General features: G+C 69.2%; 16 protein-coding genes. 10 read left to right on the top strand and 6 right to left on the bottom strand.

The window, feature by feature from the left end; translation table 11 throughout:
• Positions 1-94: 94 nt before the first annotated feature.
• Positions 95-853 carry a class I SAM-dependent methyltransferase gene (locus ASD47_RS13760; protein WP_056757410.1) on the bottom strand — a complete coding sequence of 253 codons (759 nt, stop codon included), beginning with the start codon at positions 851-853 and terminating at the stop codon, positions 95-97.
• A 186-nt stretch (positions 854-1039) separates the two neighbouring features.
• Between ASD47_RS13760 and mutM the strand changes: the two genes are divergently transcribed.
• The gene (mutM, locus tag ASD47_RS13755) at positions 1040-1918 is read left to right on the top strand and encodes a bifunctional DNA-formamidopyrimidine glycosylase/DNA-(apurinic or apyrimidinic site) lyase (protein WP_056757407.1); all 879 of its coding nucleotides are present in this window, start codon (positions 1040-1042) and stop codon (positions 1916-1918) included.
• 38 nt (positions 1919-1956) lie between these two features.
• Here mutM and ASD47_RS13750 read toward each other — a convergent pair whose 3' ends face one another.
• Both ASD47_RS13750 and ASD47_RS13745 read right to left on the bottom strand, forming a co-directional pair.
• The gene (locus tag ASD47_RS13750; protein ID WP_056757416.1) at positions 1957-2436 is read right to left on the bottom strand and encodes an AtaL-like protein; all 480 of its coding nucleotides are present in this window, start codon (positions 2434-2436) and stop codon (positions 1957-1959) included.
• Positions 2437-2466: 30 nt separating this feature from the next.
• Positions 2467-3348 (bottom strand): SDR family oxidoreductase, encoded by an 882-nt coding sequence (locus ASD47_RS13745; protein WP_056757403.1) that lies wholly within the window; start codon positions 3346-3348, stop codon positions 2467-2469.
• Positions 3349-3448: 100 nt separating this feature from the next.
• Between ASD47_RS13745 and ASD47_RS13740 the strand changes: the two genes are divergently transcribed.
• The 4 genes from ASD47_RS13740 to dnaA all read left to right on the top strand — a co-directional run bounded on the left by ASD47_RS13740 (position 3449) and on the right by dnaA (position 7609).
• Positions 3449-4342, top strand: coding sequence for a LysR family transcriptional regulator (locus ASD47_RS13740; RefSeq protein WP_056757401.1), 894 nt, complete (start codon positions 3449-3451; stop codon positions 4340-4342).
• A gap of 172 nt (positions 4343-4514) precedes the next feature.
• Complete coding sequence (locus ASD47_RS13735; protein WP_056757398.1) at positions 4515-5303, top strand: enoyl-CoA hydratase; 789 nt, start codon at positions 4515-4517, stop codon at positions 5301-5303.
• Positions 5304-5439: 136 nt separating this feature from the next.
• Positions 5440-5715, top strand: coding sequence for a 30S ribosomal protein S20 (rpsT, locus tag ASD47_RS13730; RefSeq protein ID WP_018060940.1), 276 nt, complete (start codon positions 5440-5442; stop codon positions 5713-5715).
• Positions 5716-6133: 418 nt separating this feature from the next.
• Positions 6134-7609, top strand: a complete 1476-nt coding sequence (gene dnaA / locus ASD47_RS13725) for a chromosomal replication initiator protein DnaA (protein ID WP_056757394.1) — start codon at positions 6134-6136, stop codon at positions 7607-7609.
• Between the two features lie 194 nt (positions 7610-7803).
• On the opposite strand, the gene ASD47_RS13720 is transcribed toward dnaA, so the two are convergent.
• The gene (locus tag ASD47_RS13720) at positions 7804-8421 is read right to left on the bottom strand and encodes an alpha-ketoglutarate-dependent dioxygenase AlkB (RefSeq protein WP_056757391.1); all 618 of its coding nucleotides are present in this window, start codon (positions 8419-8421) and stop codon (positions 7804-7806) included.
• Positions 8422-8547: 126 nt separating this feature from the next.
• Here ASD47_RS13720 and ASD47_RS13715 point away from each other — a divergent pair, with 126 nt between their 5' ends.
• From ASD47_RS13715 to dnaJ, 3 genes are all read left to right on the top strand, one after another.
• Positions 8548-11175 (top strand): M1 family metallopeptidase, encoded by a 2628-nt coding sequence (locus tag ASD47_RS13715; protein ID WP_235525875.1) that lies wholly within the window; start codon positions 8548-8550, stop codon positions 11173-11175.
• A 396-nt stretch (positions 11176-11571) separates the two neighbouring features.
• On the top strand, positions 11572-13467 hold the full coding sequence (dnaK, locus tag ASD47_RS13710; protein ID WP_056757385.1) for a molecular chaperone DnaK: 1896 nt from the start codon (positions 11572-11574) through the stop codon (positions 13465-13467).
• A 139-nt stretch (positions 13468-13606) separates the two neighbouring features.
• On the top strand, positions 13607-14758 hold the full coding sequence (gene dnaJ, locus ASD47_RS13705; protein ID WP_056757382.1) for a molecular chaperone DnaJ: 1152 nt from the start codon (positions 13607-13609) through the stop codon (positions 14756-14758).
• On the opposite strand, the gene rhuM (ASD47_RS27955) is transcribed toward dnaJ, so the two are convergent.
• On the bottom strand, positions 14755-14994 hold the full coding sequence (gene rhuM, locus ASD47_RS27955) for a RhuM family protein (protein ID WP_255355522.1): 240 nt from the start codon (positions 14992-14994) through the stop codon (positions 14755-14757). The two genes, dnaJ and rhuM (ASD47_RS27955), sit on opposite strands and share 4 nt — an antisense overlap.
• Entirely contained in the window at positions 14942-15796 is an 855-nt protein-coding gene (gene rhuM / locus ASD47_RS13700; protein ID WP_255355521.1) for a RhuM family protein, read from the bottom strand. Before rhuM (ASD47_RS13700) ends, rhuM (ASD47_RS27955) begins: the two co-directional genes overlap by 53 nt.
• Positions 15797-15863: 67 nt before the next feature.
• On the opposite strand from rhuM (ASD47_RS13700), the gene mutS reads away from it, so the two are divergent.
• Positions 15864-18563, top strand: a complete 2700-nt coding sequence (gene mutS / locus ASD47_RS13695) for a DNA mismatch repair protein MutS (RefSeq protein ID WP_056757379.1) — start codon at positions 15864-15866, stop codon at positions 18561-18563.
• A 71-nt stretch (positions 18564-18634) separates the two neighbouring features.
• Complete coding sequence (locus tag ASD47_RS13690) at positions 18635-21460, top strand: [protein-PII] uridylyltransferase (protein ID WP_056757376.1); 2826 nt, start codon at positions 18635-18637, stop codon at positions 21458-21460.
• Positions 21461-21501: the final 41 nt, after the last annotated feature.

Below are 21501 nucleotides of genomic sequence, written 5' to 3'. Positions count from 1 at the left end.
CGTTCATCCGGGGAGACCTCCGGCCAAGGTTGGAGCTTCGCAACCCCAGCTTCTCAGCCGCTCCCCGGGTGAACAACCTTCATAGCTTCGACACCTAGATCGCCCAGCCCTGGTGCATCGCCGCGACGCCGCCGGTGAAGTTGGTGATGGTCACCCGCTTGAAGCCGGCGTTCTCCATCATGCCGGCGAAGGTCTTCTGGTCGGGGAAGCGGCGGATGCTTTCGACCAGGTACTGGTAGGCGTCGCGGTCCTTGGCCAGCCATTCGCCGAACTGCGGGATCAGCTTGAAGGAATAGGCGTCGTAGGCTTTCGCCAGGGCCTCGGTCACCGGCTTGGAGAACTCCAGGCACAGGAACCGGCCGCCGGGCTTGAGGACGCGGCGCGCCTCGCGCAGGGCCGCGTCGATGTCGGTGACGTTGCGGATGCCGAACGAGATCACATAGGCGTCGGCATAGGCGTCGGGCAGCGGCAGCCGTTGGGCGTCGCCCACGGTCCAGGTGATCTCGGGCGCGCCGCCCTTCTCGATGCCGGCGGCGATCATCTCGGCATTGTAGTCGATGATGTTGATCAGGGCGTCGGGACCGCCGCGCCGCTCTTGCGCCGCCCGGGTCATCTTGGCGAAGCGCCGAGCCATGTCGCCAGTGCCGCCGGCGCAGTCGATGATGATCTCGCCCGGCTGCGGGTTCAGGCGCGCGGCGACCGCGTCCTTCCACAGCCGGTGCACCCCGCCGCTCATCACGTCGTTCATCAGGTCGTAGTTCTTGGCGACCCGGTCGAACACGCCGCGCACCAGGCCGGCCTTGGCCGAGGGATCGACGTCCTTGAATCCGAAGGTGGCGGAGGCCTTGGTCATGTCATTGCTCGAATTTGGCGCTCGAAATAGCCGTGGGACGGTTCTGGGCGCGCGGCCCCGTCGTTCGGCTCTTATAACCGTCAGCGTCCGTCCGTCACCGGTTTTGCGCGGGGCCCTCCGGCTGGGCCTAGGAACCGCGCCGCGAATGACCGATATCTGGCGGCCCTTTCCCGTCCGAGGTCCGCCTTGCCCGAACTGCCCGAAGTCGAGACCGTGCGCCGCGGCCTGGAACCCGTCCTGGCCGGCGCCCGCCTGGCCCGCGTCCGCGCCAACCGTCCCGACCTGCGCTTTCCCCTGCCCGACGGCTTCGTCCAGCGGCTGACCGGCGCGAAGATCCTGCGGCTGAACCGCCGGGCCAAGTACCTGCTGGCCCCGCTCGACCGGGGCGACACCCTGGTGATGCACCTGGGCATGACTGGGCGTTTCGAGATCGCGGTTCCGGAGGGCTCGACCCGCCCTGGCGACTTCGCCCGCGCCGTCACGCCCGACGACAAGCACGCCCATGTCGTCTTCGAGACCGAAGCCATTGATGGGAAAGAGGGGGCGGTGGTCACCTATTACGACCCGCGCCGGTTCGGTTTCATGGACCTGGTCGCCACCGACCGACTGGACCGCCATCCCTGGTTCGCGGCCATGGGGCCCGAACCCCTGGGCGAGACCTTTGACGCCAAGACCCTGGTCGCCGCCTTCAACGGTCGCAAGCAGGGCCCCAAGACCCTGCTGCTGGACCAGAAGACCGTCGCCGGTCTGGGCAACATCTATGTCTGCGAGGCCCTGCACCGGGCCCATATCTCGCCGTTCAAGCCGGCGGGCATGATCGCCGGCAAGCGGCTCGGGCCATTGGCCACGGCGATCAAAGCCGTGCTGGCCGAGGCGGTCGAGGTCGGCGGCTCGTCCCTGAAGGACTTCGCGGCGGCCGACGGGGCCCTGGGCTATTTCCAGCACCGGTTCCGGGTCTATGACCGCGAGGGCCAGCCCTGCCCCACGCCCGGCTGCAAGGGAACGATCGCCCGCGAGGTCCAGGCCGGCCGCTCGACCTTCTTCTGCCCGGTCTGCCAGGTGTAGGGGACCGCCTCCAGGGAGACGGTCCCTCACCTCGGCCGTCAGGCTTGCAGCTTGCCCTCGGCGAGCAACTCGCGGGTGCGCTTCAGCGTCGACAGCAGGGCGGCCCGGTAGCCGGTCTCGCCGTCGAACTGGGCCTGCTCGGCCTGCTCCTCCGGACCGTTCGGCGTTTTGCCGCGCAGGCCGAGATAGCCGTAGAAGCGCAGCTGCAGCGCCCCGGCCTCGTCCTCGAAGAGTTCGTTGACGATGGCACCTTCCCGCGGTCCCGCGACCTGGAAGAAGGTGACCTTGCTCTGGGGCTCCAGGACGACGATCTCGCGCAGGTCGACGCCGCCGATGGTGGCGTCACGGACGAAGCGGGTCGCGCTTTCCTCCACGACGTCGCAGCGGGTGCAGAGGCCGGGCGGCAGGAACAGCCGGGCGTCGCGGGCCTTGAGCTCCAGGCCGGCCCAGGCTTGCGCGCGGGTCAGCCTGGGCTCGCCTTCCGGGTTCACCGGAACGGTCGCGGTCGAATAGATCATGGTCTTCATCCTTCCAGGGCGTGTCGGCGGTCAGGCCGGCTTGGCGGCGGTCGCGGCGACCTGGGCCGCGAACTCGCGATAGGTGTGCAGCGGGCGGCCCAGGATCTTGGTCAGGCGCTCGACATCGCCGGCCTCGGGAAGCATGCCGTCGCCGACGAAGCGCTCGGCCATCAGGCGCATCTCATAGGCCATCCACTTGGGCATGAAGCTGGCCAGGTTCTGCTCGAAGCCGGTGGGATCGTCGCCGCCATAGGCCACCGGACGGCCCAGGACGTCCGACCAGATCGCCGCCACGTCCGACCCGGTCAGGGTGTCGGGGCCGACCAGGTTGAGGGTCTCGGTCGGCAGCTTGCCGGGCGCCTGGTCGCGGCGGATCAGCTCGATCGCGGCGACCTCGGCGATGTCGCGGGCGTCGACCATGGCCAGGCCCTTGCCGCCGATCGGCATCGGATAGAGGCCGTGGTTCAGGACCACGTCCTTGATCGTCAGTTCGTTGTCGATGAAGTAGGCCGGGCGCAGGATCGTGGCGGAAAAGCCCATCTGCTGGATCATCTGCTCGGCGCCGGCCTTCACCGCGAAGTGCGGCACGTTCACGAAGCGGTCGGCGTGGATCACCGACAGATAGACGACGCGCTCGACGCCGGACTCGCGGGCGATGTTCAGGGTGATCAGCGCCTGGGTGAATTCATCGGCGGCGACGGCGTTGAGCAGGAACAGCGTGCGCACGCCGCTGAAGGCGGCGCGCACGGCGTCGATGTCGAGCAGGTCGCCCTGGACGACCTCCACGCCGGCCGGGAAGTCGGCCTTGGCGGGGTCGCGGACGAGCACGCGCACGTCGGCGCCGCGCTGGACCAGTTGCTGGACGACGTGGCCGCCGACACGGCCGGTGGCGCCGGTAACGAGGATGGTCATGGGAAAATCTCCGGGGTTCAAGTGACACCCGGCAAATTAGTGATCCACAGGCCGGCCAATAGCCGCTAGATCTGGACACTCCGTCCCACAGATGGAACACATGGACTGGCTGGCCCTCGCCGATTTCAACCTGGTGGCCCGGCATGGCGGGGTCGGCCGCGCCGCCCGCGCCGCCGGACGGCCCAAGGCGACCCTGTCGCGCCGGGTCGCGGAGCTCGAGGCCAGCCTCGGCCTGCGCCTGTTCGAGCGCGGCGGTCGGACGCTGAGGCTCACCCAGGAGGGACGGACGCTCCACGAGCGGACGTCCGCCCTGCTCACCGAACTCGACGAGACCGCGGCCGGGATCGCGTCCGGTGGCAGCACCCCGCGCGGCTTGCTCCGGGTAAGCGCGCCCTTGCTGTTCTCGCAGATCGCCATGGGGAGGCTGGCGGCCGAGTTCGCCCTGAAACATCCGGAGGTCCGCCTGGAGGTGACGACGGAAGACCGGCCCGTCGACATGGTCGAGGAAGGCTACGACCTGGTGATCCGCGTCAATCCGCATCCCGATGAGACCCTGGTCGGGCGGGCCTTCATGCGCGACCGCCTGGTGGTGGTGGCCAGCCCCGATCTTGTCCGGCCCGCGGACGGCTTGGCCGTCCCCGCCGTCGTGCGCGGGACGGGGTCTGGAACCGAGGCCTGGAGGGTGGCGAGCGCGACCGGACGCTCGACCCTGATGGTCGATCCCGTCCTGGGCCTGTCGTCGATGATCATGGTCCGCGACGCGGTCCGGACCGGCGTCGGCGTCGCGCGGCTTCCGGTGTCGCTGGTCAGCCACGACTTGGCGGCCGGCCGCCTGGCCCATTGGGGCGACGTCGACGGGCCGGAAATCCACCTGTGGACGCTCTACCCGTCGCGCCGCCTGCTCAGCGCGCGGGTCTCGGCCTTTCTTGACCACCTCAAGGCCGCCTTCCCCACCGGCGAGCCGCACGAACTGGCCGCGTTCATTGGCGCGTAGTGCTCGGGCGCCGTTGAATTCGGCTCGTGGTTTTCCTCTTTGCCGTCATCCCGGGCGCAAAGCCCGAGACGACGGGCTGTTTGGAGAAAGCAACGGTCGGAGCCAACAGCCCCAGGGGCTCCCCAAGGCCGCCTAGCCCTCTATAACAGCGGCCCTCAACAGGAGACCGCCGATGGCCGCGTACCAGACCCTGATCGTCGAGACCCCGGAGGCCGCGCCCGGCGTGGCCCTGATCCGCCTGAACCGGCCCGAAGCGCTGAACGCCCTCAACACCGCCCTGCTGGCCGAGCTGGGCCAGGCCCTGGCGGCGGCTCAGGCCGACGACGCGATCGGCTGCATCGTGATCACCGGCTCGGCCAAGGCTTTCGCGGCGGGGGCCGACATCAAGGAGATGTCCGACAAGTCCTACGCCCAGATGTTCAAGGACGACTTCTTCGCCGCCGGGGCCCGGGCCATCGAGGGAACCCGCAAGCCGATCATCGCCGCGGTGTCCGGCTACGCCCTGGGCGGCGGCTGCGAGCTGGCGATGATGTGCGACTTCATCCTGGCCGCCGACACGGCCAAGTTCGGCCAGCCCGAGATCAACCTCGGCGTGGCGCCCGGCATCGGCGGCACCCAGCGCCTGACGCGCCTGGTCGGCAAGTCCAAGGCCATGGACATGATCCTGACCGGCCGGATGATGGGCGCCGAGGAGGCCGAGCGCGCCGGCCTCGTCTCGCGGATCTTCCCCGCCGACGCCCTGGTCGACGAGGCCCTGGCCGTGGCCGCCAGGATCGCCGCCCAGTCGCCGCTGGCCACGGCGATGAACAAGGAGCTGGTCAACGCCGCCTACGAGACGACGCTCAGCACGGGCGTTGCGCTGGAGCGGCGTCTGTTCCACTCGCTGTTTGCGTTCGACGACCAGAAGGAAGGCATGGCCGCCTTCGTCGAGAAGCGCAAACCGGCGTTCAAGGGGTCGTGAACCCTCGCTAGGCCGGCGCGCGAGATTCTGGGTCCTCGGCGATTGACCCAAGGCGGTCGTTCCCGTATATCCGCGCGCTCTTGATTTCTCCTGCTTCGCGGCCGCCCGCGCGGCTGTCCGTTTGAAGGTCCAACTCATGGCCAATAATCCCGGCGCCAAGAAAGCGATCCGCAAGATCGCCCGTCGCACCGAAGTGAACACCGCTCGCCGCTCGCGCGTGCGCACCTTCCTGCGCAAGTTCGAAGACGCTCTGGCCGCCGGCGACAAGGCCGTCGCCAAGGCCGCGTTCATCGAAGCGCAATCGGAACTGATGCGCGCCGTCTCCAAGGGCGTCGTCCATCCCAACACCGGCTCGCGCAAGGTTTCGCGCCTGGCGGCTCGCCTGAAGAAGCTTGATCAGGCCGCGGCCTAAATCCAGTTTCTCGCCGAACACCGTTCGGTTAGCGAAATCAAAGACTTAGAAAAGCCGATCGAGGAAACTCGGTCGGCTTTTTCTATTGCCTTTTTTCAAACTGAAGATTGTCCCCGGGACATTCCATCGGGTGAACATCGGGCTCCGAAATAGCATTCCCTTGGCGGGCGCGGACGTCTGTCGAGTCAACAGAAATATCCGCCGACGGACGCAAGTTTTCCGTTTGACCGGCGGGGGCCGCTGGCTAGTTTAAGCGTCTCAACGCTCTTCCAGTCCATGGAGATCACTGGCGGCGGCCGAACCCTTGCGTTCGCCGATCAAACCCCTGTGCCTGCTGGACAAAGAAGGTTTTGAGACGCGGTCGTGCGCCATGGGGGGCGGCGATCGAGATGACACGACAAATACCGAGGCGGTGACGATGACGACCAAAGGCGGGGTAGTGACCCAAGAGTTCTCGGCTGCGTTCTCGACGGTTGCCTGCGAGCCTGCGGGCGTCGTCTGGAACAAGGTCTGCGTGGTGCTGAAGCGCGAGCTGGGCGACGCGGCTTTCGGCTCGTGGATCGCGCCCGCCGTCCTGCGCGAGAGCGCGGCCGGCGACGTGGTGGTGGTGACGCCGACCGGGATCGCGCGCGACTGGATTCGTCGCAGCGCGTGGCGTCGCGTCAGCGAGCTGTGGGCCGCCACCGACCCCACCGCGCGTCGGCTGGACCTCAAGTCGCGCCTGGAGTTCGAGGCCGCCGGCGGAGCCTCCGCCGGCTATGAGGCCAAGGCCGAGCCGATCGAGATCGTGCTGCCGGTGTCCAGCGACGTGCCGGCCCTGGCCCCCGCGCCGGTCAACGGCGCCAAGGCTTCGCCCGTCCAGGGCCTGCAGGAACGCTTCACCTTCGACACCTTCGTGCCGGGTCCGGCCAACGAATTCGCCCACGCCGTGGCGCGCCGGGTGGCCAGCTGGGCCGACGGCCACTTCAACCCGGTGCTGTTCCACGGCCCGTACGGCTTCGGCAAGACCCACCTGCTCAACGCCCTGGCCTGGGAGGCCATGCGCCAGGCCCCGACCAAGCGGGTGGTCTATCTGACCGCCGAGCGGTTCCTGTCGACCTTCGTCCGCGCGGTCATGGATCGCCAGACCGCGGCCTTCAAGGAAGAGCTGCGCGGCGCCGACCTTCTGATCATCGACGACGTGCACTTCATCGCCGGCAAGCAGTCCAGCCAGGAAGAGCTGTTCCATACCCTGACCGCCCTGGTCGAGGACGGCCGCCGGGTGGTGTTCTCCTCGGACCGCGCGCCCGCCGCGATGACCGAGATGGACGCCCGCCTGCGCTCGCACCTGTCGGCGGGCCTGGTCTGCGGCCTGGAACCGGCCGACCGCGCCCTGCGCCTGGGCATCCTGGAGCGCAAGCTGCAGGCCCTGTCGCGCCAGCACGGCTTCGAGCCGACGATGCGGACCGAGGTGCTGAACTTCCTGGCCGACCGCTTCACCGACAGCGTCCGCGAGCTGGAAGGCGCGCTCAACACCCTGTCGGCCCGAGCCGGCGAAGGCGTCTCGCGCCTGACCCTGGACGAGGTGCAGGCGATCCTGCGGCCGCACCTGCGGGCCGGCGAGAAGCGCATCACCATCGACGACATCCAGAAGGCCACGTCCGAACACTACGGCATGAAGCAGGCCGACCTGCTCAGCGAGCGCCGCAACCGCGCCATCGCCCGCCCGCGCCAGGCGGCCATGTGGCTGGCCAAGCAGCTGACCACCCGTTCGCTGCCAGACATCGGCCGGCGCTTCGGCGGCCGCGACCACACCACCGTCCTGCACGCCGTGCGCCGCATCGAGGCCCTGCGCGCCGAGGATCCCGCCCTGAGCCAGGACCTGGAGACCATCACCCGCAAGCTGCGGGGCTGAGGGTTTCAGTCTTTGGGATGAACAAGGGGCCGTCCGGTTGGGCGGCCCTTTTTTCGTGATCCTCCCCCTGTGGGGGAGGTGTCGGCGCAGCCGACGGAGGGGGGATTAATCGGCAGGTCGCCGCAACCCGGATCGACAACCCTAAAACTCCCCCCACCGATCGCTTTGCGATCGCCTCCCCCAGGGGGAGGATTTTAAGCCGACGCCGCCCGTCTCAGCGTGATGTTGATCCGCCCTCCCCCCGGGATCAGCCCCGACGACCCCGGCAGAATGCGGTCCACGCCGTGGAAGGCCAGGCGGGCCGGGCCGGACAGCCGGCAGACGTCGCCGGACGACAGTTTCAGCGACCGGGTGGGGTCCTTGCGCGAGGTGCCACCGATGCGGAACACCGCGGTGTCGCCCAGCGAGATCGACAGCACCGGAAAGCGCGGATCGGCCTCGTCGCGGTCCTGGTGCAGGCCCATGCGGGCGTCGCCGCGATAGAGATTGATCAGCGCGGAGTCCGGCGGGGTCTCCGGATCGGCCAGCGCCGCCCAGAGGTCGAGCAGGGCCTGGGGCATGGCCGGCCAGGGCTGGCCTGTCCCCGGATGGCGGTCGGCGTAGCGATAACCGGCCTTGTCGCTGGTCCAGCCCAGCGAGCCGAAACTGGACATGGCCACGCTCATGGCCTTGCCGTAGGCGGTCTCGTAGCAGGCCGGCGGCGCGGCCTCGAACGCCGCCTGCACCAGACGCAGCAGATCGGCCTGCGCCTCGGGATCCAGCGCGCCGGGCCACAGGTCGAAACCGGGCAGAACGTTGATCGATCTAAACATTACACAGATTTAATGGGCCAGACACGCCACGTCCGTGTTGGTTTGCGCCGCCGGGCAGGCCGGCGGAACAAATTTTGCAATCCAAGGCCGTTCATGCGTCGACTTCTCTCCTCCGCGGCTGCCGCCGTGCTCGTTTTTGCCGCCGGATCGACCCTGGCCGCAACCGCCGCGCCGGCCCGGTCGGCCGTTACGGCCGCCACGGTCACGACCCAGCTGCCGCGCGGCGTGGTCCCGACCCACTATGATCTGGTCTTCACCCCCGACGCCGACAAGCTGAGCTTCACCGGTTCGGTGAAGATCAACATCGACGTCGCCGCCCCCACGCGCAGCATCACCCTGCAGGCGGCCGACCTGACCTTCGCCAAGGTCGAGATCGTCGGCCCAGGCGGCGCCAAGGGGGGCGCGGCCAAGGTCAGCGTCGACGCCCAGGCCCAGACCGCCACCTTCACCTTCGACAAGCCGGTCGCCAAGGGCGCCCACGTCCTGGCCATCGACTACAGCGGCAAGATCTACAAGCAGGCCGCCGGCCTGTTCGCCCTGGACTATGACACCGACCAGGGCAAGAAGCGCGCCCTCTACACCCAGTTCGAGAACAGCGACGCCCGCCGCTTCATCCCCTCGTGGGACGAGCCGTTCTTCAAGGCGACCTACGACATGCGGGTCACCGTCCCGACCGGCCAGATGGCCGTGGGCAACATGCCGATCGCCAAGAGCCGCGACCTTGGCGGCGGCAAGACCGAGATCACCTTCGCCACCTCGCCGAAGATGTCGACCTACCTGCTGTTCTTCGGCCTGGGCGACTTCGACCGCGCCACCGCCAAGGTCGGCGACGTCGAGATGGGCGTGATCACCAAGAAGGGCGACCTGGCCAAGGCCGACTTCGCCCTGAAGTCGTCGGGCCCGATCCTGCAGTGGTACAACGACTATTTCGGCGTCCCCTACCCGCTGCCGAAGCTGGATCACATCGCCGCCCCCGGCCAGAGCCAGTTCTTCAGCGCCATGGAGAACTGGGGCGCGATCTTCTACTTCGAATACGCCCTGCTGGAGGATCCGGAGATCTCCACCCAGGCCGACCGCCAGAACATCTACACCACCGTGGCCCACGAAATGGCCCACCAGTGGTTCGGCGACCTAGTGACCATGTCGTGGTGGGACGATCTTTGGCTCAACGAGGGGTTCGCGTCCTGGATGGAAGGCCGGGCCACCGAGCGGTTCCACCCCGAGTGGAACAGCCAGCTGGAGGCGGTCGGCGGCCGTGAATACGCCATGGGCCTGGACTCGCTGGCGACGACCCACCCGGTCGTCCAGCACGTCGAGACGGTCGACCAGGCCAGCCAGGCCTTCGACGGCATCACCTACCAGAAGGGCGAGGCGGTCATTCGCATGCTCGAGGCCTATGTCGGCCCCGACGCCTGGCGCGACGGCGTGCGCGCCTACATCAAGGCCCATGCCCACGGCAGCAGCACGACCGACGACCTGTGGGTCGAAGTCGAGAAGGCGGCCGTCAAGCCGATCACCGCCATCGCCCACGACTTCACCCTGCAGCCGGGCGTCCCGCTGATCACGGTCGACGCCGGCGCCTGCGTGGCGGGCAAGACTCCGGTCACCCTGACCCAGGGCGAGTTCAGGCGCGACAAGGCGACCAAGACCCCCCTGGCCTGGCGCGTGCCGGTCTCGGCCCAGGTGGCCGGCTCCAGCACCGTGTCCAAGACCCTGGTCGAGGGCGGCAAGGGGAGCCTGAGCGTCGACGGCTGCGGCCCGGTGGTCGTCAACGCCGGCCAGGCCGGCTATTTCCGCACCCTCTACACGCCCACGGCCTTCGCCGGCCTCTCGGCCAGCTTCGCCAAGCTGCCGGCCATCGACCAGCTGGGCGTGATCTCCGACGCCTGGGCCCTGGGTCTGAACGGCCAGCAGGCCGTCACCGACGCCTTGGACCTGGCCATGGCCACGCCGGCCGACGCCGATCCCCAGGTCTGGGGCAAGGTCGCGGGCGTCCTGACCACTGTCGACGGCATGTACGACGGCGCGCCGGCCCAGCAGGCCGCCTTCCGCAAGCTGGCCATCGCCCGCCTGTCGCCGGTGTTCCAGCAGGTGGGCTGGGCCGCCAAGGCCGGAGAACCGGCTCCGGTCGCCAACCTGCGCACCACCCTCATCGGCGCGCTCAGCCCCCTGGGCGACCCGGCCGTGGTGGCCGAGGCCAAGCGCCGCTACGCCGCCGACAAGACCGACCCGACCGCCGTGCCCGGACCGCTGCGCAAGGCGATCCTGGCCTCGGTCGGCCGCAACGCCGACGCGGCCGCCTGGGACGCGCTGCACGAACAGGCCAAGGCCGAAAAGACCCCGCTGATCCGCGACCAGCTCTACACCCAGCTGGCCGCGGCCCAGGATCCGGCCCTGGCCGCCAAGGCCCTGGACCTGGCCCTGACCAGCGAGCCCAGCGAGACCCTGTCGGCCAACATGATCTCGACGGTCGCCAAGCTGCACCCGGACCTGGCCTTCGACTTCGCCGTCGCCCACAAGGACGCGGTGAACGGCAAGGTCGACGCGGCCTCGCGCACCAAGTTCATTCCCGCCCTGGGCAAGGCCTCGGCCGATCCGGCGATGATCGACAAGGTGCGGGCCTACGCCGCCGCCAACCTGCCGGCCGGCTCGCGCGGCGAGGCCGAAAAGTCGGCCGCCTCGGTCGCCGACCGGATAAAGACCCGCAAGGCGGCTCTGCCCCAGATCACCGCCTGGGTCGGCCGGAAGGGCTGAGACGACGATACAGGACCTGCTCGACGAGCGGGTTCATCGAACGTGAGTTGAGGCTTTCGGGCCGCGTTCGACGCCGATTTGACGAAGGGGCCGTGCTTTTTCGGGCACGGCCTATTTCGTCGCAGGTCACGATTCCCCTTCATTCCCTGCGGGATTGGGCTTGCAGGCTGGCGCCTATCCCCCATATCGGGCATCGAAGCGGGGTTGACGGGCTCGTCAACTTCGATTGAACGAACGCTTTCCTTTCGGTCGACGCTTTCGGGCGTTGTCTGGAGGGCGAGGATTTGGATCAACCGTTAGAACGCGACCAGACGGGGACGGCTCGAGAAAAACCGGGGCGCTTGCCTTAAGGCCCTTGTCACCGCCGTCCGCCAATCAGGAGCTGCAGGTCTCAACATGAGCAAGATTATCGGTATCGACCTTGGCACCACGAACTCGTGCGTGGCCATCATGGACGGTAAGACCCCGAAGGTGATCGAGAACGCCGAGGGCGCTCGCACCACCCCGTCGGTCGTCGCCTTCCTCGAGGACGGCGAGCGCCTCGTCGGCCAGCCCGCCAAGCGCCAGGCCGTCACCAACCCGACCAACACCCTTTTCGCGATCAAGCGCCTGATCGGCCGCAACGCCTCCGACCCGGTGGTCGAGAAGGACAAGGCCATGGTGCCCTACGAGATCGTCAAGGGCCCGACCGGCGACGCCTGGGTCAAGGCCCATGGCAAGGACTACAGCCCGCAGGAAGTCTCGGCCTTCATCCTGCAGAAGATGAAGGAAGCGGCCGAGACCCACCTGGGCGAGCCGGTGACCAAGGCGGTCATCACCGTTCCGGCCTATTTCAACGACGCCCAGCGCCAGGCCACCAAGGACGCCGGCAAGATCGCCGGCCTGGAAGTCCTGCGCATCATCAACGAGCCGACCGCGGCGGCCCTGGCCTACGGCCTGGAAAAGAACGACGGCAAGAAGATCGCCGTCTACGACCTCGGCGGCGGCACCTTCGACGTCTCGATCCTGGAGATCGGCGACGGCGTCTTCGAGGTGAAGTCGACCAACGGCGACACCTTCCTGGGCGGCGAGGACTTCGACCTGCGGATCGTCGACTACCTGGCCGACGAGTTCAAGAAGGAGCAGGGCGTCGACCTGCGCAAGGACAAGCTGGCCCTCCAGCGCCTGCGCGAAGAGGCTGAAAAGGCCAAGAAGGAGCTGTCCTCGACGGCTCAGTACGAAGTGAACCTGCCCTTCATCTCGATGAACGCGTCGGGCCCGCTGCACCTGAACATCAAGCTGTCGCGCTCCAAGCTCGAAGCCTTGGTGGAAGACCTGATCGCCCGCACCATCGGTCCGTGCGAACAGGCCCTCAAGGACGCCGGCCTGAAGAAGAGCGACATCGACGAAGTGATCCTGGTCGGCGGCATGAGCCGCATGCCCAAGGTCCAGCAGGCGGTGCAGGACTTTTTCGGCCGCGAGCCGCACAAGGGCGTGAACCCCGACGAAGTCGTGGCCCTGGGCGCGGCGGTGCAAGCCGGCGTTCTGCAAGGCGACGTCAAGGACGTGCTGCTGCTGGACGTCACCCCGCTGACCCTGGGGATCGAGACCCTCGGCGGGGTGTTCACCCCGCTGATCGAGCGCAACACCACCATCCCGACCAAGCGCTCGCAGACCTTCTCGACCGCCGACGACAACCAGTCGGCCGTGACGATCCGCGCCTTCCAGGGCGAGCGTCCGATGGCCGTCGACAACAAGTTCCTGGGTCAGTTCGACCTGCAGGGCATCCCGCCGGCGCCGCGCGGCGTGCCGCAGATCGAGGTCACCTTCGACATCGACGCCAACGGCATCGTCAACGTCCACGCCAAGGACAAGGCGACCAACAAGGAGCACTCGATCCGCATCCAGGCCAATGGCGGCCTCTCCGACGCGGACATCGAGCGCATGGTCAAGGAAGCCGAGGCCAACAAGGCTTCGGACGAGAAGAAGAAGGCGCTGGTCGAGGCCAAGAACCAGGGCGAGGCCATCGTGCACTCGACCGAGAAGGCCCTGGCCGAGCACGGCGACAAGGTCGGCGCGCCCGAGAAGACCGCGATCGAGACCGGCCTGACCGAGCTGAAGTCGGCCCTGGAAGGCGAGGACGTCGAGGCCATCCAGGCCAAGACCCAGGCCCTGATCCAGGCTTCGATGAAGCTGGGCGAAGCGATGTACAGCGCCCAGCAGGGCGCTGAAGGCGGCGACGAAGCCGCCGCGGATGACGGCGTCGTCGACGCTGAATTCGAAGAAGTCGACGACTCCAAGCCGTCGGCGTGACCATGGGTCGCGGGGCGGTGCGCGTGACTTCGGTTCCCTCCGCCCCCACCTTCGGGGACAAGGCTCCCGTCCGCCGCTTGCGGCCGGGCGGGGGCGCTCCCACCTCCTATTCCAACATGGCTAGTGATCGACCCTGACGATGCGCGACTATTACGAAGTCCTGGGCGTGGCCCGTGGCTGCGATGACGCCGCCCTCAAGGCCGCCTTCCGCAAGATGGCGATGGAGCACCATCCCGACCGCAACGGCGGTTGCGAGAACGCCTCCTCGCGGTTCAAGGAAATCAACGAAGCCTATTCGGTGCTGTCGGACGCCCAGAAGCGCGCCGCCTACGATCGCTTCGGCCATGCCGGGGTGAACGGCGCCCAGGGCGGGCCCGGCGGCTTCGGCGGCGCCGACGCCGGCGACATCTTCAACGACGTGTTCGGCGACGTGTTCGGCGAGATGTTCGGCGGCGGTCGTCGCCAGTCGAACGGCCCCCAGCGTGGCCAGGACCTGCGCTACGACCTGGAGATCACCCTCGAGCAGGCCTATGCGGGCGCCGAGGTCGAGATCAAGGTCCCCGCCGCCATCACCTGCGAGGTCTGCGACGGCTCGGGCGCCAAGCCGGGCACCAGCCCGACCGTCTGCGGCTCGTGCGGCGGCGCCGGTCGCGTGCGGGCCACCCAAGGCTTCTTCGCGGTCGAGCGCGCCTGCCCCCGCTGCGGCGGCTCGGGCCGGCTGGTGCTGGACCCCTGCCAGACCTGCCACGGCCACGGCCAGGTGCGCCGCGAGCGCGTGCTGTCGGTGCGCATCCCGGCCGGCGTCGACGACGGCGCCCGGATCCGCCTGGCGGGCGAGGGCGACGCGGGCGTGCGCGGCGGCCCGCGCGGCGACCTCTACCTGTTCCTGTCGGTGATCCCGCACGAGCTGTTCGAGCGCGACGGCCTGGACCTGCTGTGCACCGTGCCTGTGCCGATGACCGTGGCCGCCCTGGGCGGCGACATCGACGCCCCCTGCCTGCTGGGCGGCGAGAACTGCGACGGCTCCAACCGCATGACCGTCAAGGTTCCCGAAGGCTCGCAGACCGGCAAGACCGTCCGCCTGAAGGGCAAGGGCATGCCGTCCCTGCGCAGCCGCCAGCGCGGCGACCTGGTGGTCGAGCTGTTCGTCGAGACCCCGACCCACCTGTCGGCCCGGCAAAAGGAGCTCCTGCAGGAGCTGGCCGGCCTGTGCAGCGAGAAACAGAACCCCAAGTCCGCCAACTTCGTCGGCAAGGCCAAGCGGTTCTGGGAAGAAGTGACGGGGAGCTAGGGGCTGCGCTTCTGGTCGGGCTTAAGCTCTTCCGTTAGGCGAAGCATTTCCTCGACGTGCTCGATATCCGCCGCACGCGCCTCGGCCGTGCGACGCCCCGTATCGAATGCCTCGAATCGCTCGTGTACGATCCGCTTGGCTGCGTCGTGGGCGATCCGTCCGGCGTTGGCTAAAACATTGCGATCATTGAAGGCCAGGAAGGCGTCCAGACGCGACGCCCATTCTGCCATGGTCATCGGCTTGCGCCGACGCGCTTGATCTTCGGCGAAATCCAGGAACATCGTCACCCACGCGATTGAGGTCAGTGACCTCGTCGGCGTTCAGATAGTTCTTCGCGGTATCGACGTCGCCCTTGCGGACCTTACCGCCCTTCCAGCTTTGCAGGCCCATATTAGGAGCCTTCGGATCGGCGCGGGCGACGATCAGCTCCCCGGCCGTCTTGCCAGTCACCGCATGAAGCATCTTGTTCTGAACGGTGGCAAAGAAGATTTGGGCGGTTTCCGATCGCCCGTCGTAGTCGGACGCCGTAGCGTAGACGTCTCGGACCTTCTGGTAGAACCGCTTTTCCGAAGCTCGGATGTCGCGGATCTTCTCGAGAAGTTCATCGAAATAATCGAAGGGGCCGGGGTCGCGCAGGCGCTGTTCGTCCAGCACGAAACCCTTGACCAGATACTCCCGCAATCGGGTCGTCGCCCATTGCCGAAACTGCACGCCGCGCGCCGATCGTACTCGGTAGCCAACGGCGAGGATGGCTTCGAGGCTGTACCAAAGCGTGCTGTAAGCTTTGCCGTCGGCGGCAGTTGTCAAGGCTTCCTTGACAACTGAAGTCTCCGCCAGCTCCCGCTCAGCCAGCAGGTTCCGCAGGTGCAGCGAAACGTTCTGTTTTGTCGTATCGAACAGCTCGGCGATTTGCGCCTGGGTCAGCCAAACGGTGCCATCCGCCGCTCTAAGCTGGACCGCGCGAGGCCATCGTCGGTGTTGTAGAGAACGATCTCGCCGTCGCTCATGCCGCCCCTCGAATCCGACGCAGAAAAGCATCGGCACAAATCATGAACATGCTACATCGCACTTCTGCGATTCAGCGGCAAACGTTAAGTCTTTCGGGATGAACGCCCCCGCCTCCCCTACCGTCCAGACCTATGACGCCACCGGCGCGACGCCGGTGATGCAGCAGTTCTTCGAGATGAAGGCGCGGCAGCCCGACGCCCTGATCTTCTTCCGGATGGGCGATTTCTACGAGCTGTTCTTCGACGACGCCTACAAGGCCGCGGCCGCCCTGGGCATCAGCCAGACCTTCCGGGGCACGCACAACAGCCAGCCGATCCCGATGGCGGGCGTGCCGCAGCACGCGGCCGAGGCCTATCTGTCCAAGCTGATCCGCATGGGCTTCAAGGTCGCCGTCTGCGAGCAGATGGAAGACCCGGCCGAGGCCAAGAAGCGCGGCTCCAAGTCGGTGGTCCGCCGCGACATCGTCCGGGTGGTCACCCCCGGCACCCTGACCGAGGACGGCCTGCTGGACGCGCGCGGCGCCAATCGCCTGGCCGCCGTGGCCGTGCGGGCCGGCCAGGCGGCCGTGGCGGCGGTCGAGCTGTCCACCGGCGAGGTCGAGTGCTTCCTGGTCGCCAAGGACGCCGTGGCCGCGATCCTGGCCGCTCTCGCCCCCTCCGAGACCCTGGTCGCCGACCGGCTGCTGTCGGACGAGCACCTGTCCCAGACCCTGAAGATCTGCGGCGGCCTGATCCAGCCCATGCCCTCGGCCCTGTCCGAGCCGCAGGCCTCGGAGACCCGGGTCAAGCGGCTGTACGGCGTCGACACCCTGGACGGCTTCGGCGGCCTGTCGTCGGCCGAGATCGGAGCCCTGGGCCTGATCGCCGCCCACCTGGAGATGACCCAGGCCGGCAAGCTGCCGGCCTTGCGCGCCCCGCGCCGCGCCGCCGAGGCCGACGTGATGGCCATCGACCCGGCCACCCGCTCCAGCCTGGAGATCGACCGCACCCAGGGCGGCGACCGAAACGGCTCGCTGCTGGCCTGCATCGACCGCACGGTGACCGCCGGCGGGGCCCGCCTGCTGGCCTCGCGCCTGGCCCGGCCGCTGCTCGACCCGGCCGCCATCGACGCCCGGCTGGACGCGGTGGAATGGTTCGTCGACCACCGGACGCTGCGCGAGCGCCTGCGCGAGGTGCTGAAGGGGGCCGGCGACATGGCCCGCGCCCTGTCCCGCCTGGCCCTGGGGCGCGGCGGTCCGCGCGACCTGGGCTGCCTGAAGGACGGGCTGAAGACCGGCGAGAAGCTGGCCGGCATGGTCGGCGGGACCAGCGACCCGCTGTCGCCGCCGCCCGCCGAGCTGGAAGCGGCGCTGAAGGCCCTGACCCCGTCGCTGCAGGTGGGGCTGTCGCGGCTGCTGGACGCCCTGGAAGTGGGCCTGGGCCCCGACCTGCCGGCCCTGGCCCGTGACGGCGGATTCGTCGCCCCTGGCGTGCGGCCCGAGCTGGACCAGGCCCGGGCCCTGCGCGACGACAGCCGCCGGGTGGTGGCCGCGCTCGAGACCCGCCTGTGCCAGGAAAGCGGCGTGCCGCTGAAGATCCGCCACAACGGCGTGCTCGGCTATTTCGTCGAGGCCACGGCCGGCAAGGCCGACCCGCTGTTCCAGCCGCCGCTGAACGCCACGTTCATCCACCGCCAGACCCTGGCCAACCAGGTGCGGTTCACCACCGTCGAGCTGGCCGACCTGGACGCCCGCATCGCCCAGGCGGCCGAGCGGGCCCTGGCCATGGAGGTCGCGGCCTTCGAGGACTGGCGCGCCGAGGCCGTCGCCCAGGCCGAGCCGATCCAGCTGGCCGCCGAGGCCCTGGCCCGGCTGGACGTCGCCGCCGCCCTGGCCGAATGGGCCGAGGACGCCGGCGCCGTGCGCCCGACCGTCGACAAGTCCCTGGCCTTCGAGGCCCGCGCCGCCCGCCACCCGGTGGTCGAGGCCGCCGTCAAGCGGGCCGGCGATCCCTACACCCCCAACGACTGCCGCCTGGACGCGGCCGGCGAGGCCGGGGCGCGGCTGTCGATCGTCACCGGGCCGAACATGGCCGGTAAGTCGACCTTCCTGCGCCAGAACGCCCTGCTGGCCATCCTGGCCCAGTCCGGCTGCTACGTGCCGGCCAAGTCCCTGCGCCTGGGCGTCGTCGACCGCCTGTTCAGTCGCGTCGGGGCCGGCGACGACCTGGCCCGCGGCCGCTCGACCTTCATGATGGAGATGGTCGAGACCGCCGCCATCCTCACCCAGGCCAGCCCGCGCAGCCTGGTGATCCTGGACGAGATCGGTCGGGGCACGGCCACCTATGACGGCCTGGCCATCGCCTGGGCCTGCGCCGAGGCCCTGCACGACGTCAACCGCTGCCGGGCGCTTTTCGCCACCCACTATCACGAGCTGGCCACGCTGGAGACGCGGATGGCCCATGTCTCGAACCTGTCCCTGCGGGCCAAGGAGTGGAACGGCGACCTGGTCTTCCTGCACGAGGCCGCCGCCGGCCCCGCCGACCGCTCGTACGGCGTCCAGGTGGCCAAGCTGGCCGGCGTGCCGCCGCAGGTCGTGGCCCGCGCCAAGGAGGTGCTCGACCGCCTGGAGAGCAAGACCGAGTCGCCCGCCAGGCTGGACGAACTGCCGCTGTTCGCCGCCAGCGCCCCCGTCTCGGCGCCTGTCCGGGCGGCGCCCAGCCGCACCGACGCGGCCCTGGCCGACCTGGATGTCGACGGCATGAGCCCCCGCGAGGCGCTGGACGCCCTCTACCGTCTTAAGGCTCTGCTCAAGACCTGACATCGTATAGTGAAGGCGGCGGCGCGCCGGGAGGGTTCGACGCGCACGCCCGGGAACCCCATATAGCCGCCATGCCCCGTCGCCTTCGTCCTACCCCGCTGGAACATGTCGTCGACGGCCACGCCCTGCGCGCCCGGCTGTCGGCCGCCGCCCTCGACCTGATCGGCGACGAGGCCGGCCAGCGGGCCCGGGCCATCGAGATCCTGAAACAGGCGCTGTTTCGCGGCCGGATGATCGCCAAGGAGCGGCTGGAGAACGGGGCCGGCGGCCTGGAGACGGCCCGCCTGCTCAGCGGCGTGACCGACGAGGTGATCACCGCCCTCTACGATTTCACCACCGTCCACGTGTTCCGGGCCCGCAACCCGACCGAGGGCGAGCGCCTGTGCCTGCTGGCCGTCGGCGGCTATGGCCGGCGCACCCTGGCGCCGTTCAGCGACATCGACCTGCTGTTCCTGCGCCCCTACAAGCAGACCCCCCACGCCGAGAGCGTGATCGAGTACATGCTGTATGCGCTGTGGGACCTGGGCTTCAAGGTCGGCCACGCCTCGCGGACCATCGAGGAGTGCGTCAAGCTCTCCCGGGAAGACTACACGATCCGCACCTCGATCCTGGAGGCCCGCCGCCTGACCGGCGACGAGCGCCTGGCCGACGAGCTGAAGAAGCGCTTCCGCGACGACGTCATGAAGGGCACCGGCGCGGCCTTCGTCGCGGCTAAGCTGAAGGAGCGCGACGACCGACAGGCCCGGGCCGGCGCCAGCCGCTACATGGTCGAGCCCAACGTCAAGGAGGGCAAGGGCGGCCTGCGCGACCTACACACCCTGATGTGGATCGCCGAATACCTGCACCCGGTCGACCGGCCCGAGGACGTGTTCCTGCTGGAGGTGTTCGACCGCCGCGAGGCCAAGGGCTTCATCCGCGCCTTCGACTTCCTGCACGCCGTCCGCGCCCACCTGCACTTCGCCACCGGCCGGCCCGAGGAGCGCCTGACCTTCGACCTGCAGCCGGAGATCGCTCGCCGCATGGGCTATGGCGACCGCGGCGACGCCCCGGCCGTCGAGCGCTTCATGCGCCGCTACTTCCTGGTGGCCAAGGACGTCGGCGCCCTGACCCGCGCCTTCTCGGCCAAGCTGGAGGCCGAGCACTTCAAGCACGAGCCCAAGGGCATTTCCCGCTTCCTGCCCGGCGGCGGCCGGCCCAAGCGCAAGGCCCTGGACGTTGCTGGCTTCTACGAGGACGGCGGCCGGCTGAACATCGACGGTCCGCAGGTGTTCGAGGCCGACCCGGTCAACCTGATCCGCCTGTTCAAGACCGCCGACGATCGCGACCTGGACCTGCACCCCGACGCCTTCACGGCGGTGACGCGCAACCTGAACCTGATCACCTCGAAGGTCCGCCGCGATCCGCAGGCGACCAAGGCCTTCCTGCAGCTGCTGGCCTACGGCAAGCGCAGCTATCGCACCCTGACCCTGATGAACGACGCCGGCGTGCTGGGCCGCTTCATCCCGGAGTTCGGCCGCGTCGTCGCCCAGATGCAGTTCAACATGTACCACTCCTACACGGTGGACGAGCACACCCTGCGGGCCGTGGGCCTGATCGGCGACATGGCCGCCGGCCGCCTGGTCGACGACCACCCGCTGGCCGTCTCGATCATGCCGCTGATCGAGGACCGCGAGGCGCTGTTCCTGGCCATGCTGCTGCACGACACCGGCAAGGGCGGGGTCGGCGGCCAGGAGAAGGCCGGGGCCCGCAGCGCCCGCAGCGCCTGCGAGCGCCTGGGCGTCGAGCGCACCAAGGTCGAGCTGGTGGCCTGGCTGGTCGAGAACCACCTGGTGATGAGCGACTTCGCCCAGAAGCGCGACGTGGCCGACCCCAGCACGGTCGCCGCCTTCGCCCGCATCGTCGAGAACCCCGAGCGCCTGCGCCTGCTGCTGGTGATCACCGTCGCCGACATCCGCGCCGTGGGCCCGGGCGTCTGGAACGGCTGGAAAGGCCAGCTGCTGCGCGAGCTCTACAACGCCACCGAGGCGGTGTTCCGGGGCGGCCGCGGCAGCGACGCCGCCGCCAATGTCCAGCGCCACCAGGAGGCGGCCGCCGAGGCGGCGCGCGAAGCTCTGGTCCAGGCCGACCCGGCCGCCAAGGGCTGGGCCCAGGCCATGGAGGCGGCCTATTTCGGGGCGTTCTCGCTGGACGACCTGAAGGCCCATGCCGAACTGGCCCGCCGCGCGGCGATCCAGGGCGGGGCCGCCGCCGAGGGCCGGGTGCCCGTCGGCGCCAACGCCGCCGAGATCGTGATCGCCGCCAAGGACCGGCGCGGCCTGTTCGCCGACCTGGCCCTGGCCATCTCGTCCCTGGGCGGCAACGTCGTCGGGGCCCGGGTCTTCACCTCGCGCCAGGGCCAGGCCCTGGATGTGTTCCACGTGCAGGACGTGACCGGCGCGGCCCTGGGCTGCGAGAACCCGCGCGCCCTGCGCCGCCTGGCCGACGCCCTGGAGGCGGCCGGCCGCGGCGAGCCCCTGGCCGTCGAACCCCGGCGCGGCGCGGAGCTGTCGCGCACCGCCGCCTTCTCGATCGCCCCCACGGTGGTGGTCGACAACGAAGCCTCCAACGAAGCCACGGTGGTCGAGGCCTCGGGCCGCGACCGCCCCGGCCTGCTGCAGGCCCTGGCCCGCACCCTGGCCGACAACGGCCTGTCCATCCAGTCGGCCCACATCGACGGCTACGGCGAGCGGGCGGTCGACGCCTTCTATGTCCAGACGGCCGAAGGCGGAAAGGTCGAGGAGGCGCGGAAGATCACGGCGCTGAAGGCGGACCTGCTGGCGGCCCTGGAGCAGAACGAGGCTGGCGCGCCGAACACCCGTCCGGGGCTGAAGCGGGCGCGGGCCAGCGTGGCGCGGTAGGGGGGCGGAGGCCTGCTTCGAAATTCCCGGGGGGAGCCGGG

It is taken from the genome of Caulobacter sp. Root1472, assembly GCF_001426985.1.
GTDB lineage: Bacteria > Pseudomonadota > Alphaproteobacteria > Caulobacterales > Caulobacteraceae > Caulobacter > Caulobacter rhizosphaerae.
This window is presented reverse-complemented; position numbering and strand designations above follow the sequence as displayed.

Bases quoted from the DNA above. Each gene is read 5' to 3' on its own strand.
- ASD47_RS13735 (WP_056757398.1), top strand. From the start codon at position 4,515: ATGGCCGCGTACCAGACCCTGATCGTCGAGACCCCGGAGGCCGCGCCC.
- ASD47_RS13690 (WP_056757376.1), top strand. From the start codon at position 18,635: ATGCCCCGTCGCCTTCGTCCTACCCCGCTGGAACATGTCGTCGACGGC.
- rpsT (WP_018060940.1), top strand. From the start codon at position 5,440: ATGGCCAATAATCCCGGCGCCAAGAAAGCGATCCGCAAGATCGCCCGT.
- mutS (WP_056757379.1), top strand. From the start codon at position 15,864: ATGAACGCCCCCGCCTCCCCTACCGTCCAGACCTATGACGCCACCGGC.
- ASD47_RS13740 (WP_056757401.1), top strand. From the start codon at position 3,449: ATGGACTGGCTGGCCCTCGCCGATTTCAACCTGGTGGCCCGGCATGGC.
- dnaJ (WP_056757382.1), top strand. From the start codon at position 13,607: ATGCGCGACTATTACGAAGTCCTGGGCGTGGCCCGTGGCTGCGATGAC.
- dnaK (WP_056757385.1), top strand. From the start codon at position 11,572: ATGAGCAAGATTATCGGTATCGACCTTGGCACCACGAACTCGTGCGTG.
- ASD47_RS13760 (WP_056757410.1), bottom strand. From the start codon at position 853: ATGACCAAGGCCTCCGCCACCTTCGGATTCAAGGACGTCGATCCCTCG.
- ASD47_RS13750 (WP_056757416.1), bottom strand. From the start codon at position 2,436: ATGATCTATTCGACCGCGACCGTTCCGGTGAACCCGGAAGGCGAGCCC.
- ASD47_RS13745 (WP_056757403.1), bottom strand. From the start codon at position 3,348: ATGACCATCCTCGTTACCGGCGCCACCGGCCGTGTCGGCGGCCACGTC.
- rhuM (WP_255355521.1), bottom strand. From the start codon at position 15,796: ATGCTTTTCTGCGTCGGATTCGAGGGGCGGCATGAGCGACGGCGAGAT.
- ASD47_RS13720 (WP_056757391.1), bottom strand. From the start codon at position 8,421: ATGTTTAGATCGATCAACGTTCTGCCCGGTTTCGACCTGTGGCCCGGC.
- rhuM (WP_255355522.1), bottom strand. From the start codon at position 14,994: ATGACCATGGCAGAATGGGCGTCGCGTCTGGACGCCTTCCTGGCCTTC.
- dnaA (WP_056757394.1), top strand. From the start codon at position 6,134: ATGACGACCAAAGGCGGGGTAGTGACCCAAGAGTTCTCGGCTGCGTTC.